The following is a 15,705-nucleotide window of genomic DNA, read 5'->3' on the forward strand; positions in this document are numbered from 1 at the left end:
TAACGTCCGTTCTGATATCCTACGCAAAATTTCATTTCGGAACCTGTTATGTCGAACACTCAAAGCACAGATCTTCAAACCATCCATGACCAAGTAAAACAGTGGTTAGACGATGTCGTTATTGGCCTAAACCTGTGTCCATTCGCAGCCAAGCCACAACGTAATAAACAGATTAAGATCTTTGTGAGTGAAGCAAATACTGAAGAAGCGTTGTTGGAAGACATCATGACGCATTTCGTAGAGTTAGATAACACACCAGTCGCAGAATTAGAGACGACTTTGGTGGTTGTACCTAACATGCTGCAAGATTTCTTCGACTACAACATGTTCATTGATTGGATTGAAGCGTTGATCAAGCAAGAAGATTGGGAAGGCGTTTACCAAGTAGCAACCTTCCACCCAGACTATTGTTTTGGTGGTGCGGATCCTGAAGACGATGAAAACCTAACAAACCGCTCTCCATACCCGGTTTACCATTTGATTCGTGAAGCGAGTATGGAAAAGGTGTTAAAGCACTACCCAAATCCTGAAGCGATTCCTGATACCAACATCGCGAGAGTTGAGTCTTTAACGCCAGAAGAACGCCGTAAACTGTTCCCTTACTTGTTTAGTTAATCGTTCAGCTAAATCGCTTACATGATGGCTCATATTCCTGAGCGCTCTTGATGATATGGACGAGAAATAAACTGATCTCGTCCATTTTGTTTCGCAATGTACAGACATTCATCGGCAACTTTGATCAGCTTATCTAACGCCGACATCCTTTCCCCTTTGCTATCCCCTGTACTCAACTCAAAATGACACGCACCGATTGATATAGTGACTGGCTTTCTATCCAGTGTGATTTTCTTCATCTCTTGCAAAAGAGTCATGAACTTATCTTCTACACAACTTGGTGTTTTATTTGGATACCAAAGAATGAACTCTTCACCACCAAAACGCGCGACAAATTCACCCTCTTGAGTGTTATTGCTCAGCACGTTCGCCACTTTCTTTAAGACAACATCACCCATTTGGTGGCCGTAGGTGTCGTTGACCTGTTTAAAGAAGTCGATATCGACAACGGCCAAGGTTCCCTTTCCTAAAGATCCTTTTAACTGCTCCACTTCTGCATTCAACGTTTTGAACAAGCAACGTCTATTTGGCAAATGGGTCAGAGGATCATACAGAGCTTGGTACTCTAACTTCTCATTCAGCTCTTTGAGTTTTCGTTCTTGCTGTCTTCTAACCAGTTCCACTTCGATCCATGACGCCATTAGCCTCATCACGTCGACATCGAACTCTTTGAACTCGCGATGATAAGGAGCCGGGCTTGAAAAGTTTAGGGTGCCATAAAGCTCATCATTAACGAAAATGGGAACCCCAATATAAGACTCCAAACCAAAAGACTGGTAAGCGGGATGCTTCGCATACTTATCATGTTTACCACAATGCTCAATGCAGATAGGACCAATCGATTTACAGGTAATTTCGCAATAGGTTGAACGATAATCGAAGGTGTCACCGCTATTGAGTTCTACCCCTTCAGGCGTAACACAATGTTCCACAACGTAAGCATTGCCATCGACTTTCGATAATATACCAATATCAAGGTTGAAGCGTTCAAGCCCCATAATAAGCAGCTGAGCGATTTGAATATCGAAGCCCTTTCGATAATCATTGGTGATTTGATACAAGCGGCGTATAACAATTTCGCTTTCACTGGCTTGGTTCATAAATGGGATTCCGCTGCTGCTGAAGTTAATGGCAACATTAATATTTGGTATATTAAAAAGAGTAAAGTGTAAAAAAACATAATAATCAATTAGTTTGTATGCAAAATACCTCATTGGTCCAATGAATAAAAGTCGACTTCTTCGACTTTGCGTTAGCACCCTATTCCTAGCTTTGGTAAAATAATCCATTAACGAAACAGAATGGATAGGAAAATGAACCTTTCTCAACTAAGCCAAGAAATCTACGATCACCTTTACCGCGACATTGAAGAGTTCCGCAGTACTTTTGGTCTGCCTGTTGCTGCTCCTGAAACAATGGACGAAAGAGGCGATACGCTACATACCTCTCTAGCGATCGAAGAACTAACAGAACTTGCAGAAGCTGACTCTAAAATCGAACAAGCGGACGCTATTGTAGACAGCGTTTATGTTTTGATGGGACGCTTGGTTCACCTTGGTCAAGCTAAGGTTGAAGATAACCTAGCAATCAGCTACCTGATCGACCTACTGTTGAATGTTTCTAAAAACCGCTCAATTGACTTCTTGCCTTGCTGGGACGAAGTACACTCAAGCAACATGAGCAAAGTATGTCGCAACGAAACTGAATACGCTGAAACAGAAGCTTTCTATGCTGAGCAGAACATCAAGCTGATGGCGGTTCAAAAAGGCGAATACATCATCGCTAAGTGTGCGGAAGATTTCGTATCTGAAGGCAAGACAGTTCGCCAAGGTAAAGTACTAAAATCTGTACACTACCGCCCTGCGAACCTAGAGCCACTAACGGCTTAAGTAAGGTTAAGACTGAAGCAGTTTGAAGCTTCAGCTAATTTGAATAGCAAACGCCACGTTTAAATAACGTGGCGTTTTATTATCTGTCAGTCAATTCTAACTGTGCGTTAATCGTAGCTGTGTGCTAATTGTAGCTAACTAAGTGCTATACCAGTCGCGCCATATGATAAGCCGCCACATATTCGCCATTTCTGAAAGCGAACCCCGCGGACTCTCCTTCAATCACGAAACCGAACTTCTTATACAGGCTAATCGCTCTTTCGTTATCGGTATACACCGTTAACTCCATTCGCTTGATGTTAATCCAGTTATCACACAAGTCGATTGCTGTTGCGAGCAGTTGGCTACCGACACCTTTGCCTAACACATCATCTTTAACACCCATACCGAATGAAGCAACATGACGCCTTCGCGGGTTTACACACACTTCCATTCCCAAATTACCAACAATCTCATCGTCGATCATCGCGACATACGAGTACACGTTGTCAGGCATATTAGAGATTCGTTTTTGCCAGCTTTCCAGCGATGGATTTGGGAGTTGCAGCGTACCGGTATAAGCATTAGTGCATTCGTAAATTTCTTTGATTCCCTTTGCATCTGACGGCTCAGACCGTCTCACTATAATACTCATCGCAACTCCTAATATTTCTTCGCTAAATATGAAACACATCCTCAATGTGCACCTAAACACACTAACAAATAGTAAATATTTAACAATAGGTTAGGAAAAATTGTTTTGATTAAATCTGATATAGAGTAGAGATATAGGTGTACTTAAAAGAATGCAGCTCACTCGATTCAAGTCTTACCATCTTGTACCACGAAGAAAGAACCAAACCTTACGTAATTTAGGAAGGCTTATAAAGAAGACCAGAAACTTACGCTTCTGGTCTTCTTAATATAACTCTGGTTTTATTATATAACTCTCATCTTCTTGCAGAGCTTTGCTCAGCGATTAAGACTCCATTTCTAAGTCACTTTTCTCTAGGCTGATGACATTCAAAACCGCGAATGCTGAGGCTAGGAATAAGCCCAATATCCAAACAAAATACCACATGAGAAACTCCTTAATACAGTGAATGGCCATTACGTTCGACATACTCGCTATCGAGTCGTCCAAACATGGTTCGATAACTAAAAGCGGTATAACACAGGATGATTGGCACCATCACAAACGCCACACCTATCATGATGTTCAAGGTCAGTTCACTGGAGGTTGAATCCCACAACGTTAGGCTATGACTCGGGTTAACGCTAGACGGGATAATAAACGGGAACATCGAGAAACCAGCCGTTAAGATGATGCAAGCGTTAGTCAGGCTTGAACTGATAAAAGCAATCACATCCCATTTTAACCTTGCGCCAATCAAAGCCAACAATGGAATCGTCACGCTGCCGAGCGGTGCGAACCACATCCAAGAGTACGTATCGAAGTTGGTTAACCAAGCGCCTGCTTGTGTGACGACTTCTTTGTTCAAAGGATTCGAAGCCGAGCTATGATCCATCGCACTGACTATCAGATACCCATCAGTGTGGTTTATCGCCATACAGCCAACAACCATAAGGAAAGCGACAAGTACCGCACTCGCCTGCGTCACCGTTCTTGCCTTTTTGTACACTGCGTCTGTGGTTTTCATCATCAACCACGCACTGCCTTGTAACAGCGCCATCAATAACCCAACCAGACCACACAACAGCGCGAATGGGTTGATCAAATCGATAAACGAGCCAAGGTACTCAACCATCAATAAGCTATTGAGCGTAAAAGGTAAGCCTTGCATCAAATTGCCAAACGCCACCCCAAACAAGATAGGTGGGAAGAAGCCTGAGAAAGAGATTGCTAAGTCACATACTTGTCGCCACTGATCGCTGTCGATCTTTGCTCGATACTCAAGCGCCAAAGGACGCAACCACAATGAAATAAGCACCAAATACATCGCCACATAAAGGCTTGAAAACGATGTCGCATAAACCAGAGGCCAAGCCGCAAACAACGCACCACCTGCGGTAATTAACCAAACTTGGTTGCCGTCCCAATGAGGCGCGATGGAGTTAATCATTACTCGTCTCTCAGCGTTCGTTTTACCAATGAACGGCAACAACGCCCCGACTCCCATATCAAAACCATCGGTGATCATAAAACCAATCAGCAGTACACCAATCAGAACCCACCAAATTAAACGTAATGTGTCATATTCGAACATGAGTCAGTCACCTTATTGTTGAACTTGTTGTGCCAATTTGGCTTCAAGTGAAGTTGTATTTTGTTCATAGTGATAGCGACCCGTTTTTAAACTGCTTGGGCCTTTTTTAGCCACGGTAATCATCAAGTAACTTTCAACAATGATGAATACGGTATATAGGCTGATAATGAGAGCAAGAGACGTAAGCAGGTTTTCAACGGTTTGAGAAGAAGCCGCCACCGTCACAGGTAGAATTTCACCTACTGCCCAAGGCTGACGGCCGTATTCCGCAACAAACCAGCCAGCTTCAATCGCAATCCAAGGTAATGGAATTGACCATAGCGCCGCTTTCAGTAACCAAGGCTTTTGCGTAATGTTTTTACGGTAGGTTTGCAGGAAGGCCGCACCAAAGACAAACAACATAACGAAGCCGCAGCCCACCATGATTCGGAATGACCAGAAAAGTGGCCAGACAGTTGGAATGGAATCATCAGCCGCTTGTTGGATTTGCTGTTCAGTCGCATCGGTTACGGTATCGGTGTAACGCTTGAGCAATAAGCCATAGCCGAGATCGTGCTTGGTTTGATCAAAGGCTTGTTCCGTCTCATAAGAGGTATCGCCTGCTCGTAAACGCTCCAGCAATTCATAAGCGATGATTCCGTTGCGAATGCGGACAAGGTGTTGGTCGCGTAGGTCATGAAGGCCCGTTACTTGCTCATCCAGAGATCGCGTTGCAATAATTCCCATCACATAAGGGATTTTGACCGCGAAGTCGGTTTTGCCTTCTTGTTGGTTTGGTAATCCGAACAAGGTAAATGCCGCAGGTGCAGGTTCTGTGTGCCATTCAGCTTCAATAGCGGCCAGCTTTACTTTTTGAACATCGCCCAGTTCATAGCCCGACTCATCACCTAATACGATCACCGAGATAATAGAAGCAATGCCGAACGAAGCTGCGACAGCAAACGAACGTTTTGCAAAAGCAACGTCTCGACCTTTCAACAAGTAGTAAGAGCTCACACCAAGGATAAACATTGAGCCACAGGTATACGCCGAGGCCACGGTATGCAGGAATTTAACTTGTGCGACAGGGTTAAGCACCACTTCGGCAAAGCTGGTCATTTCCATACGCATGGTTTGGTAATTGAACTCTGCTCCAATCGGGTTTTGCATCCAACCATTGGCAACCAAAATCCAAAGTGCAGAGAAGCTCGAACCCAGAGCCACCAGCCAAGTCACCACAAGGTGTTGGCGTTTCGATAGCCTTTCCCAACCAAAGAAGAACAATCCGACAAAAGTGGATTCTAGGAAGAACGCGACAAGCGCTTCGATGGCTAAAGGAGCACCGAAAATATCGCCGACATAGTGAGAATAGTAAGACCAGTTAGTGCCAAACTGGAATTCCATGGTTAAACCGGTCGTGACACCCAAGGCAAAGTTAATGCCGAACAGTTTGCCCCAGAAGCGGGTCATGTCTTGATAGATTTGTTTACCGGTGAGTACATAGATCGACTCCATGATCGCCAGTAAGCACGACATACCGATAGTCAGAGGGACGAAAAGAAAGTGGAACATAGCGGTTAGCGCAAACTGTAAACGCGACAATTCAACTACATCAAACATTTAAGCTCCAAACATCATAATGATGGCTTTCATATTAAGAATTGGAGCGTATTTCAGCACAGTTCTCGCGAACCAAACTAGAACAGATCGATTGTTAAAAAACAGAACAGATTAAGTTATTAGGCAAGCAACTGGTGAGAGCTTAACCGCATCTGATGGCTTGTGATTCCATCATCTGAATCAAGCCGCCTAGCGTTTGAATGGCTTCTGCTATTTTGTCGTCACAAGCGTACGAACAGTTGATACGAATGTGATGCGAGAACTTTTTGTCACTGCTGAATATGATTCCCGGTGCGACAGAGATGTTTTGTTCAAGGGCTAGCTCATACAGCTTCTCAACACAAACAGAGTGAGGCAGCTCTATCCAAATGAAGTAACCACCTTGGCTTTTATGCACCATCGCACTTGAAGGTAAACTGGATTCTAAGAGTGCGATATGAGCTTTTTTCCTTTCATTCAAAAGTTTACGAAGCTTTTTAAGATGGTTGTCATAACTATAAAACGTCAGGTAGTGAGACAAACCGAGCTGAATAGGAATACTGCTGGAAAGTGTTGATAAGTGCTGTAACCGCTGAATCTTTAACGCTTGTTTCCTTGCGACTAGCCAACCGATTCTAAAGCCCGGTGACAATGATTTGGAAAACGAACCACACAACATGATTTGCTCGCCGGTGTCATAGGCTTTAGCTGGCAATGAGCTTTGGTTGCCGACATGAAGTTCTCGATACACATCGTCTTCGATCATCGGGATCTTATGTTGGTTCACCAACTCGGCCAATCGCTGCTTGTTTCCATCACTCATCGAATAGCCTACTGGGTTTTGCGATTCTGTCATGAACCAGCACGCTTTGATATCCATTGAAGCGAACACCGACTCCAACACATCTAAATCAATCCCTGTTGTCGGGTCTGTTGGAATCTCTACGGCAGTGAGGTTTAGTCTTTCAATAGTCTGTAACACGCCGTAAAACGCAGGGTACTCTATCGCGACTAAGTCACCCGGTTCGGTACAGGATTGTAGGCATAAGCTAAGTGCCTCCATCGCCCCAGAGGTGATCACAATGTCGTCTGGCAGTACGTTCAAGCCTTGAACTTGATAGCGTTGGGCAATTTGTCTACGAAGTGTTTCACTTCCTGGAGGTAAATTGGTGAGCATACTGTTGTCGGGCATTTGGCGACTGGCATTGGCTAAACTGCGTGACAGTGCTTGATGGGGAAACAAGGCGGGATCAGGGAATGCCGAGCTAAGTGGAATGATGCTAGGGTCTTTGGCTCGTTGAAGTACATCGTATAGCAGGTCACTGATTTTAACGGGATACGGCTTGATGGCTTTTTGCTTTGAATGATCCGAAACGAATACATTTCTGCGCGGTAAAACGAAATATCCAGATTTAGACTTCGAGCGAACATAGCCTTGGTCTTCAAGCTGCTGATAGGCTTGCAGTACCGTCTCGATACTGAGTTTATAACGCTTACACGCATCTCTAATTGATGGGATCTTCTCACCACTCAACCAGATGTTTTGCTCTATCTGATTCTTGATTGTATTGGCGAGTATCTGTGATTTTTTCATCAAAAAGTCTTTCGTGTTCGAAGATAGTAAGCACATCATGTTACAGGCAATGGGATACTCTGCCCTAATCGAAATTCATTTGCTTTGGTTTAAAGTGGACAGCACCTTAGCAAAACGTCTAACTAACTTAAGGCGAATACCAATTGAGTGACCACCAATACTAAGCACAGCACTACCGTTGAATAAAAGGTTAACGCAAAACCAAAAGCCCTTGCCGGTGCTCCATGACTGTAGCCTTTGAAAAAGAAGATACGCCCAATAAAAAATAACACTGAACACACGAGCCCCGCCGATAACCAAGCAAAAGGCATTAATAAACACCACGCGGTATAGACACCAAATGCGATGACCAGTTGCTCTAAGGTATTTTGAAGTAAGCTTTGCAACATGATGGCTTGCTTTGTTCCAGACGTTAACCCACTGCCATCGATATCTTCTGGGCTGAAGAAGCGAAACTTGGCTAAGCGTCCAATAGAGACGATTAACATCAAGGTCGGTAGTATCAGACACAGCCCTAAAACAGTCACCCTATCTTGTAGCAAGCTGGCTTGGGCGTAATTGAACGGGTCTAAAACGATGGCTACCCAGATTGCAACAATGGCGGTTAGCATAGCCAACGCCATTCCCTTAAAGACTCCAACTTGCTTACTGGTTAGTTCCATAAAACCCTCGCCATCCATTGAACAAATTTACTCATTATTACCTATCAACCCGTCGATGTTTGTGACGCTCTTTTACTATATGAAAGGATAAAACCAATAAAAATCAAACCTATTTCGCTGATTAAGCCTTTCCAATGAAAAAGACACCACACTCGTCAAAAAGTGTGGTGTCTTGGTTATTACTTTAAGGCTAATTAACTAACGATAAATAAATTAGTTCGCTGGACGCCAAACGCCCCATTTGTCATTTTCGTAAGTCGCTTTAGGGTTTGTACCACCTTGAACCCACCATTGTGCTTTCCATGACTGGTTCGAGTAAGTCACGACTTCGCCACCAAGGTAAGTTGCTGATGAGTCCCACGTGCCTGGGTCTGGGTCTGGAGTCGGATCAGGATCCGGCGTTGGATCTGGGTCTGGTGTTACGCCACCGTCATCGGCAATTACTTCAAAAGTGAAGGTTTCAACACTGTCGCTTTCAATCGAGCTAGCCATAAACGATAAAGTTTCGTTTGCAGTGATGCCAGTGGTATCAACTACGATAGAAGCCGTGCCGTTATTTTGAATGCTTACTGAAGAGCCTTGAGTTTGAGTCAATGTCGCCGCTTCGCTTGTTGCAATCACAACCTTATCGCCAGCATTCACTACATTGTCACTCTTCACTAGCTCGTAGATGTCACCTTTCAGTGGTTCAACACCACCGTCGCCACCATCAATCAGCGTTAACTGACCAGAAGCACGGCTATCTTTTGAGTTGAAGAAGTTACGTGAAGGGTCGTTTTGGAAGTACATGTAGTGCTGCATTTCAGCGTGCCAGTCACCAATGAAGATCGCGCTATCTTTAAACTCTTCGTGCCAACCATTAATTTCTGAAGCCAACAAACGAGCCCAATCGTTAACGTTTGAAGCGTCGATAACAATGTCGAAGCTACGCGCGACTTCACCATACTTGTTGATGATGTCGTACTTAACTGTGTCACCAACTTGTGGAGTACCAAAACCTTCTGAAACAAACAGATCACCACGTACTAGATCGGGCTCTGGACCCGGCTCTGGTGGAGGGGTTGTGCCACCCGCAATAGAGATGTCTGAACAGTTGTAGAAGCCTTCGCCCGCAGCATCATCACGTTGCCAGCGAACGAATAGAATCGCATCGCCAGAACGGTCTGAAGGAATAGTGACATTAATGCGGTACTTGCCGCCATTAACCGGAACGTTACCCTCTTCTTGGATAAGATCTAAGTCTCCCCACGCTAGGCCTTTGCTTAGATCTGCGTTTGGTTTGGTTAGGTAGAACTCCCAAAATGAAGGGTTGTGTGGCGCTGTTGCATTGAATACATATTCAAACGTACCAGTATTTAGCTCGGTACGAGTCCAACCAGTATGAGGCGCACCCATACCGCGTTTTTGCGAATCATTGGCATAACATAACGTGCCGTCAGGAATCGCCGCTTTTACAGCATTGATGTTATTGAAATCCTGAACATTTTTAGCGTATTCGTTACGTTGAACAAATGGGTATGAACCCGAAATGTCTTTTGCTTGAGCACACGCAGCATTAGGTGGTGTACCCGACCAAATCCCGCCTTGCTCGTAACACGTGTTCTGACGCGCACTTGGAAACTCAGACCAGCCATGAGCATTTGCCACCGAAGGCACACTCGATAGCATAGCCATACCTACTGCTACTTTTAGAATATTATTATTTATTGTTGTCACTTTCCCACTCTCTATTATTTTACCCTACACACCACATCAATTGGTCACTTACCAGGCTTTGTTGCGTAATTAAATTTAGAGATAGAGCCAACCCGTTTCGCTTGTTTCTTAGTCAATACGACAAGTTTCAGGCATACCTAACCCAGTAAGCTTGTTCAACGCTTTTATCATCGCGTAAGTTTCACCCACCTGGGCATTGTAATTTCTTAAGCTCAGTTTCCCTCCTAGCAACTGTTTAACTCGATACATCGCTGTTTCTGAGAGTGAACGTTTGTGGTATCCATACCGCTCTTTCCAATACTTATTTGAGTCGTATAATTTCTGGCAACCCACGGCGAAATTTCGAGGGTGACCACGCTCCCAGAAGGCAGCCCCTTCTCTTGGGGGAATAAGCGCAATAGCTCCCTTAATCTTAATAGCAGCGTGACACGCTCTCGTGTCGTAAGCGCCATCACCAGACACCTCAAGGATACTTCGGCGTGTTTGTTTCAGTAAGTTCGGGAGTACTTCTCCATCTGTAACCGTCGATAAACTTAGCTCGGCGGCAATGATCTCATGAGTGTTGGTATCGACTGCAATATGCAGCTTTCGCCAGACTCTACGCTTGCCATCCGTCCCATGTTTTTTGACTTTCCATTCACCTTCGCCATAAACCTTAAGGCCAGTAGCATCAATGGCTAGGTGCTGTATCGCTCCTCTCGTTTTAGTCTTAAATGAAACCTCAACTTGCTTGGCTCTACGACTGATGCAGGTGTAATGCGGACAACTTAACGGTACATGGGCTAACCTAAATATCGAGTCGATAAATCCTTGCAGCGCTCTCAATGGCATAGAAAAAACTCGTTTGACCATGAGTGCTGTCGTGATAGCTAAATCACTGAACCGACGCGGCCTACCGCGCTTATTCTGTTTGCTTTGCGCCCATCCGCTTATTGCTTCTTCATCAATCCAAAAAGTCAGAGAACCACGGTTAATGAGTGATCGGTTGTATTGCTTCCAGTTGGTTGTTTTATAACGAGGCTTAGGCATAGGACTACGAGATAGAGTGGAGGTAGCTGATCAGATCGTAGGTTCTTGATTTAGTTCCATTGAATTACGCAACAAAGCCCACTTACCAATCAAAATTGCACTTCGAGGGTTTATAGTTTTTGTTTGAAGAACAACGAAAAATATATACGTCAATTTTATCAATGACGCGGGTTTTATATTGATAGGAATCAGAGTCACACAACTCAAAGAAATGCGTTGTCGATAGATGATGTTGCTTCGAATTATTGGATCTCAGTATTCCGTCTTGATTGGCGCAACATTATCCAAAGTGAATAAAAAAGCGGCTTGATGATTAAGCCGCTTTTTTGGAAATACACTAGATGTACAGTAGAAAATGTACTGAGTTAAATAATGAATAAAGGATTAATAGCGGCTATGCATGCCCATTCGATGTGACATGTCATCATCCATGCGACCGCCCTTCCAACCGCCGCCACCCAATAGATTAAGTACATCTCGCGCTGTGTAGTCTTCTCCACTGAAGAAGTCATTAGACACATCATTACGCAGCAACTGAATAGTTGGAGCCAATTCAACAGCAAGATCTTGTGGATCCGCAAACAGGGCTAGAGCAATCTGTTGTTGGCGATTACTCAACTCACGAGAGCTTGTTTCAACCTGTCCAATCGAGAAAAAATCACGGCTTCCGTAGCTTTTTACCACCCTTGCAGACAATAGTTTGATAACCTTTTTGATTCTTCGTCGCTGAATATATCTAAACATTCTCGTTCCTCTTCCAAGTTACAAAGGCCGCGTGACACATTTGTAAAACTAAACAGCTCAGTAGGGTGTCATTCTTTGATTACGTACTCAATAAAAAAGTCAGCAAAAAACTGGACGATTAAAAACACCACCAAGTTTGTCTATAACAGCAGTATTCACAACACCTAATAACCGCGGTATAACAGTAGAAACAACAAATGGGAATGCTATTTTAAAGCAATCTTGATGAGTCAGTTTCATTGTTGGTCAAACTCAGTTTCAAACGGTATTTCTAGATAACTCGCCGCTTCTAACAAGCTCTTAGTGTAAGGATCACTTACGTGTTTCAGGTTTCGCATATCATCGGCTTGTTCAACAATTCGGCCATCTTTAAAAAACATCAAACGGTCACACAGAAAACTCGCAACTGCGATATCGTGAGTGATGAACAAATATGAGATCTGGCGTTCCTGTTTAAGCTTTTGCAACAAATCGAGCACTTGCACCTGCACAGAGACATCTAATGAACTCACCGCCTCATCAAGCAAGATAAACTTAGGGTTTGGTGCAACCGCCCTGGCAATACAGACCCTTTGCAATTGCCCGCCACTCAACTGATGTGGATATCGGTCAAGCATGTCTGCATTTAAGCCCACTTCTTCAAGCAACAGTTTTAAATGGCTTTCTCGTTCTAACTTGCCGACTTTTTCGTTGATCAAAGGCTCATTGATGATCTCTCGAATGGTCAACCTTGGGTTCACCGAAGTGTTGTAATCCTGAAAGACCACACTCACGACTTGATGCATTGGTTGGTTAGCGATGGCATCGCCCAAAACGACCTCACCACTGTCAGCATCTTCCAAGCCAAGGATCACTTTCCCTAGCGTGCTTTTGCCACTGCCCGACTCTCCAACAACACTGACACACTCGCCCTCATTAACGGTGATAGACACACCATTAAGCACGTTCTGGTAACTAGGGAACAACCAACCGTCGTCGTTCTTGAATGCCTTCGTGACATTTTTAACTTCAATCAACATTAGGCTCTCTCCATGACTGATTTAAAACGATTAACCAATGCCATGCGCGTATCCACTAAGTAGCGTGTGTGTTTACTCTCTGGTTGTGTAAATACCTTTTTGGTCGTTCCATACTCAACGACCTTTCCTTGGTTCATCACCATGACATTGTCGGCGACATGTGACACCAAGCTCAGGTCATGGCTAACAAAAATCAAACTGGTTCCAAATTGTTCCCGAACAAATTGCAGCTCTTTGACCACCTCACGCTGCGAAATGTAATCGATCGCCGTTGTTGGCTCATCTGCAATGATCAACTTCGGCTTCAAGACCAATGCAAGTGCCACCATGATACGTTGTAGCATTCCCCCACTAAGCTCATGCGGATACTTCTTAATCAACTCACGAACCGATTTGAGGTTAACCCGACTCAGAACATCGCAAAACAGATCCAACGCCTCTTTTGTGCTCATTGATTGGTGTTGCTTTATGGTTTCGACAGCTTGATTACCAATGGTGAACAGTGGATTAAAAGCCGTCATCGGGCTTTGCATGATCATGGAAATCTTTTCACCCCTCAACTGACGACGCTGCTTTTGAGGCATTTCAAATAGATTCTCTCCGTCAAACAGTGCATCCCCCGAAATGGAGAATGAGTCATTCAATAACCCATTTATCGCATTACAGGTTAAGCTCTTTCCGCTCCCCGACTCCCCCAAAATACCCAAGCACTGGTCTTCTTTGAGCGTAAAACTCACATCAGAGACCAACTCTTTAGGTGTTGGCCTTTTCAACGATACGCTCAGATTTTTAACGTCCAACATCATCTTTGCTCCGTTCTTGGGTCTAACACATCACGTAAAGAGTCACCAAGTAAGTTACAACATGCGACTACCACCATGATTGCTATCCCTGGGATAACCATCTGTTCAGGGTTAGAGAACAACACTTCTTTGGCATCGCTCAACATAGCTCCCCACTCAGCCGTTGGTGGTTGAACACCTAAGCCAAGGAAAGACAGGGTCGAGATGCTTAGAATGATCCAGCCTAAATCTAGTGTCGCAAGAATGATGACCTCTGCCGCGATGTTCGGCGCCAAGTGCTTACGGAAGATGTAGCTTCGCGGCGTCTTCACCGTGCGTGAGTACAAGATATAGTTTTGGTGATTAAACGAAATCACGGAGCTTCGAACAATACGCACATACCACGCAATTTTTGCAATGAAGTTAGCGATGATAATGTTAAAAATACCCGGCCCCATGATACCAACAATACTCAGCACAATGATTTCGTACGGGAATGACAGCATCACCTCACACGCACGCATAATGAGAGAGTCCACTTTGCCACGCATGTAACCAGAAACGACACCAATAAAGCCACCAACTACCGCTGTGATCACCATAGTTAACAATGAGTAATACAAGGTAGTACGAATACCAAACAACAAGCGAGAATAGACACATCGCCCTAAGTGATCGGTACCCAATGGATACTCCATAGACATCGGCATCATAGAGTTAATCACATCGGCTAAGTTTGGATCGTGCGGTGCTAAATAAGGTGCAAAAGCCCCCATTAAGCAGATAGCCGTTAAGATAAACAGACAAACGACGACAGTCTTGTTTGAAACTAGACGTCTTATCATGAGTTTTTCGCTCCCGATTTAAGACGGGGATCGACCACCGTATGTAAGATATCAATCAACAAATTAGAGAGCACAAACAAGCTACCCATGACTAAGATGTAAGCTTGAATGATTGGATAATCTCGGTTGAAAATAGCCGCCAATGCAAGTCGGCCCAAGCCAGGTATCGCGAAAATACTTTCAATAACCACAGTGCCAGCAATCAAACGAACGATCCCGATACCTAGTGCTGTCATTGAAGTTTGCAGTGAGTTTTTAAGAAGATGCTTCCAAACGACACTGTGCTCTGAAATTCCGCGAGCGCGCGCGTAATTCACATAGTTGTGATTCATTGAATCCAGCATAGAGTTACGAATAAGACGGATGTACGTCGCGACATAAGCCATACACAGAGTTACTGACGGCAGGATGAAATGGCTGAAAGTGGTCGCACCGCTGCTTGGTAACCAATATAGATTGATTGAAAACACCCAAATCAAAATAAAGGCCAACCAGAAGTTAGGCATTGCGGTACTGGCAAAAATGAATACTCGGACGATGCGATCAAACCAATGATCTTTATACACGGCGCTGAGCACCCCCATCGGGATACTGACACACACCAACAAGATGAGCGATAACCCTGCAAGTTTCAGCGTGTAAGGGAAGCTTCGTGCAAGCTCCTCAGAAACCAGTCGATTGGTATTGGTGTACGAGATACCAAAGTCGCCTTGTACAGACGATACTAACCAATCGGTATAACGGACTAAAAATGGACGGTCTAACCCAAGCTCTAGGCGGATTTCTTCGATGGCTTCTGGACTTGGCGTGGTGTCATTGACACGCAGTGCCACTTCAGCAGGATCTGCTGGAATAATATTAACTAAGGCGAACGCGATAAAAGAGACAAAGAACAGTGTCACACTCGCACTCAGCAATCGCTTTAGGATGTATTTAGCCATTCGGTTACTTTCTTAATGTAAAACAGTAAGCAAAAAGACTGACACCCCAAAAAGAGCGTCAGTCATAAGCGAGTCAGTTGTAAA

The 15,705-nt window shown here is 44.3% G+C and carries 16 protein-coding genes; 2 read left to right on the forward strand and 14 right to left on the reverse strand.

The genetic code is table 11. From position 1 onward, the window contains the following. The first annotated feature begins 48 nt into the window (after positions 1–48). Complete coding sequence (locus OCV20_RS09115; protein ID WP_017096948.1) at positions 49–615, forward strand: DUF1415 domain-containing protein; 567 nt, start codon at positions 49–51, stop codon at positions 613–615. Between the two features lie 29 nt (positions 616–644). On the opposite strand, the gene OCV20_RS09120 is transcribed toward OCV20_RS09115, so the two are convergent. Then, a complete protein-coding gene (locus tag OCV20_RS09120; RefSeq protein WP_086775361.1) occupies positions 645–1,715 on the reverse strand; it encodes a sensor domain-containing diguanylate cyclase in 1,071 nt (356 codons plus the stop codon). 213 nt (positions 1,716–1,928) lie between these two features. Here OCV20_RS09120 and OCV20_RS09125 point away from each other — a divergent pair, with 213 nt between their 5' ends. Beyond that, the gene (locus tag OCV20_RS09125) at positions 1,929–2,504 is read left to right on the forward strand and encodes a nucleoside triphosphate pyrophosphohydrolase family protein (RefSeq protein WP_086775360.1); all 576 of its coding nucleotides are present in this window, start codon (positions 1,929–1,931) and stop codon (positions 2,502–2,504) included. 145 nt (positions 2,505–2,649) lie between these two features. Here the strand turns inward: OCV20_RS09125 and OCV20_RS09130 are convergent, their stop codons facing one another. The 13 genes from OCV20_RS09130 to opp1B form a co-directional block, all read right to left on the reverse strand. Further along, complete coding sequence (locus OCV20_RS09130; RefSeq protein ID WP_050052538.1) at positions 2,650–3,138, reverse strand: GNAT family N-acetyltransferase; 489 nt, start codon at positions 3,136–3,138, stop codon at positions 2,650–2,652. A gap of 324 nt (positions 3,139–3,462) precedes the next feature. After that, on the reverse strand, positions 3,463–3,564 hold the full coding sequence (gene cydX, locus OCV20_RS09135; RefSeq protein ID WP_086775359.1) for a cytochrome bd-I oxidase subunit CydX: 102 nt from the start codon (positions 3,562–3,564) through the stop codon (positions 3,463–3,465). 10 nt (positions 3,565–3,574) lie between these two features. Further along, positions 3,575–4,711: a cytochrome d ubiquinol oxidase subunit II gene (cydB, locus tag OCV20_RS09140; RefSeq protein ID WP_086775358.1), complete on the reverse strand. Its 1,137-nt coding sequence runs from the start codon at positions 4,709–4,711 to the stop codon at positions 3,575–3,577. Positions 4,712–4,723: 12 nt separating this feature from the next. After that, a complete protein-coding gene (locus tag OCV20_RS09145; RefSeq protein WP_086775357.1) occupies positions 4,724–6,310 on the reverse strand; it encodes a cytochrome ubiquinol oxidase subunit I in 1,587 nt (528 codons plus the stop codon). Between the two features lie 142 nt (positions 6,311–6,452). Then, positions 6,453–7,883 carry an aminotransferase-like domain-containing protein gene (locus OCV20_RS09150; protein ID WP_162290821.1) on the reverse strand — a complete coding sequence of 477 codons (1,431 nt, stop codon included), beginning with the start codon at positions 7,881–7,883 and terminating at the stop codon, positions 6,453–6,455. A 122-nt stretch (positions 7,884–8,005) separates the two neighbouring features. Next, positions 8,006–8,563, reverse strand: coding sequence for an MAPEG family protein (locus tag OCV20_RS09155; protein ID WP_086775356.1), 558 nt, complete (start codon positions 8,561–8,563; stop codon positions 8,006–8,008). A gap of 195 nt (positions 8,564–8,758) precedes the next feature. Further along, the gene (locus OCV20_RS09160; protein ID WP_462366747.1) at positions 8,759–10,219 is read right to left on the reverse strand and encodes a lytic polysaccharide monooxygenase; all 1,461 of its coding nucleotides are present in this window, start codon (positions 10,217–10,219) and stop codon (positions 8,759–8,761) included. Positions 10,220–10,369: 150 nt separating this feature from the next. Next, positions 10,370–11,290 carry an IS5 family transposase gene (locus OCV20_RS09165; RefSeq protein WP_086773621.1) on the reverse strand — a complete coding sequence of 307 codons (921 nt, stop codon included), beginning with the start codon at positions 11,288–11,290 and terminating at the stop codon, positions 10,370–10,372. Positions 11,291–11,674: 384 nt separating this feature from the next. After that, a complete protein-coding gene (locus OCV20_RS09170) occupies positions 11,675–12,034 on the reverse strand; it encodes a DUF6559 family protein (protein ID WP_086774961.1) in 360 nt (119 codons plus the stop codon). A gap of 236 nt (positions 12,035–12,270) precedes the next feature. Further along, positions 12,271–13,053 carry an ABC transporter ATP-binding protein gene (locus tag OCV20_RS09175; RefSeq protein ID WP_086774960.1) on the reverse strand — a complete coding sequence of 261 codons (783 nt, stop codon included), beginning with the start codon at positions 13,051–13,053 and terminating at the stop codon, positions 12,271–12,273. Next, the gene (locus OCV20_RS09180; protein ID WP_261881400.1) at positions 13,053–13,856 is read right to left on the reverse strand and encodes an ABC transporter ATP-binding protein; all 804 of its coding nucleotides are present in this window, start codon (positions 13,854–13,856) and stop codon (positions 13,053–13,055) included. Before OCV20_RS09180 ends, OCV20_RS09175 begins: the two co-directional genes overlap by 1 nt. Further along, positions 13,856–14,680 carry a nickel/cobalt ABC transporter permease gene (gene opp1C, locus OCV20_RS09185; RefSeq protein WP_081228598.1) on the reverse strand — a complete coding sequence of 275 codons (825 nt, stop codon included), beginning with the start codon at positions 14,678–14,680 and terminating at the stop codon, positions 13,856–13,858. Before opp1C ends, OCV20_RS09180 begins: the two co-directional genes overlap by 1 nt. Further along, positions 14,677–15,621: a nickel/cobalt ABC transporter permease gene (gene opp1B / locus OCV20_RS09190; RefSeq protein WP_081228599.1), complete on the reverse strand. Its 945-nt coding sequence runs from the start codon at positions 15,619–15,621 to the stop codon at positions 14,677–14,679. Before opp1B ends, opp1C begins: the two co-directional genes overlap by 4 nt. Between the last annotated feature and the right edge of the window lie 84 nt (positions 15,622–15,705).

Origin of the sequence: Vibrio coralliirubri (assembly GCF_024347375.1) — a bacterium.
Taxonomy (GTDB): Bacteria; Pseudomonadota; Gammaproteobacteria; order Enterobacterales; family Vibrionaceae; genus Vibrio; species Vibrio coralliirubri.

Coding starts and splice junctions, on each gene's coding strand:
- OCV20_RS09115 (WP_017096948.1), top strand. CDS start 49: ATGTCGAACACTCAAAGCACAGATCTTCAAACCATCCATGACCAAGTA.
- OCV20_RS09120 (WP_086775361.1), bottom strand. CDS start 1,715: ATGAACCAAGCCAGTGAAAGCGAAATTGTTATACGCCGCTTGTATCAA.
- OCV20_RS09125 (WP_086775360.1), top strand. CDS start 1,929: ATGAACCTTTCTCAACTAAGCCAAGAAATCTACGATCACCTTTACCGC.
- OCV20_RS09130 (WP_050052538.1), bottom strand. CDS start 3,138: ATGAGTATTATAGTGAGACGGTCTGAGCCGTCAGATGCAAAGGGAATC.
- cydX (WP_086775359.1), bottom strand. CDS start 3,564: ATGTGGTATTTTGTTTGGATATTGGGCTTATTCCTAGCCTCAGCATTC.
- cydB (WP_086775358.1), bottom strand. CDS start 4,711: ATGTTCGAATATGACACATTACGTTTAATTTGGTGGGTTCTGATTGGT.
- OCV20_RS09145 (WP_086775357.1), bottom strand. CDS start 6,310: ATGTTTGATGTAGTTGAATTGTCGCGTTTACAGTTTGCGCTAACCGCT.
- OCV20_RS09150 (WP_162290821.1), bottom strand. CDS start 7,883: ATGAAAAAATCACAGATACTCGCCAATACAATCAAGAATCAGATAGAG.
- OCV20_RS09155 (WP_086775356.1), bottom strand. CDS start 8,563: ATGGATGGCGAGGGTTTTATGGAACTAACCAGTAAGCAAGTTGGAGTC.
- OCV20_RS09160 (WP_462366747.1), bottom strand. CDS start 10,219: ATGGCTATGCTATCGAGTGTGCCTTCGGTGGCAAATGCTCATGGCTGG.
- OCV20_RS09165 (WP_086773621.1), bottom strand. CDS start 11,290: ATGCCTAAGCCTCGTTATAAAACAACCAACTGGAAGCAATACAACCGA.
- OCV20_RS09170 (WP_086774961.1), bottom strand. CDS start 12,034: ATGTTTAGATATATTCAGCGACGAAGAATCAAAAAGGTTATCAAACTA.
- OCV20_RS09175 (WP_086774960.1), bottom strand. CDS start 13,053: ATGTTGATTGAAGTTAAAAATGTCACGAAGGCATTCAAGAACGACGAC.
- OCV20_RS09180 (WP_261881400.1), bottom strand. CDS start 13,856: ATGTTGGACGTTAAAAATCTGAGCGTATCGTTGAAAAGGCCAACACCT.
- opp1C (WP_081228598.1), bottom strand. CDS start 14,680: ATGATAAGACGTCTAGTTTCAAACAAGACTGTCGTCGTTTGTCTGTTT.
- opp1B (WP_081228599.1), bottom strand. CDS start 15,621: ATGGCTAAATACATCCTAAAGCGATTGCTGAGTGCGAGTGTGACACTG.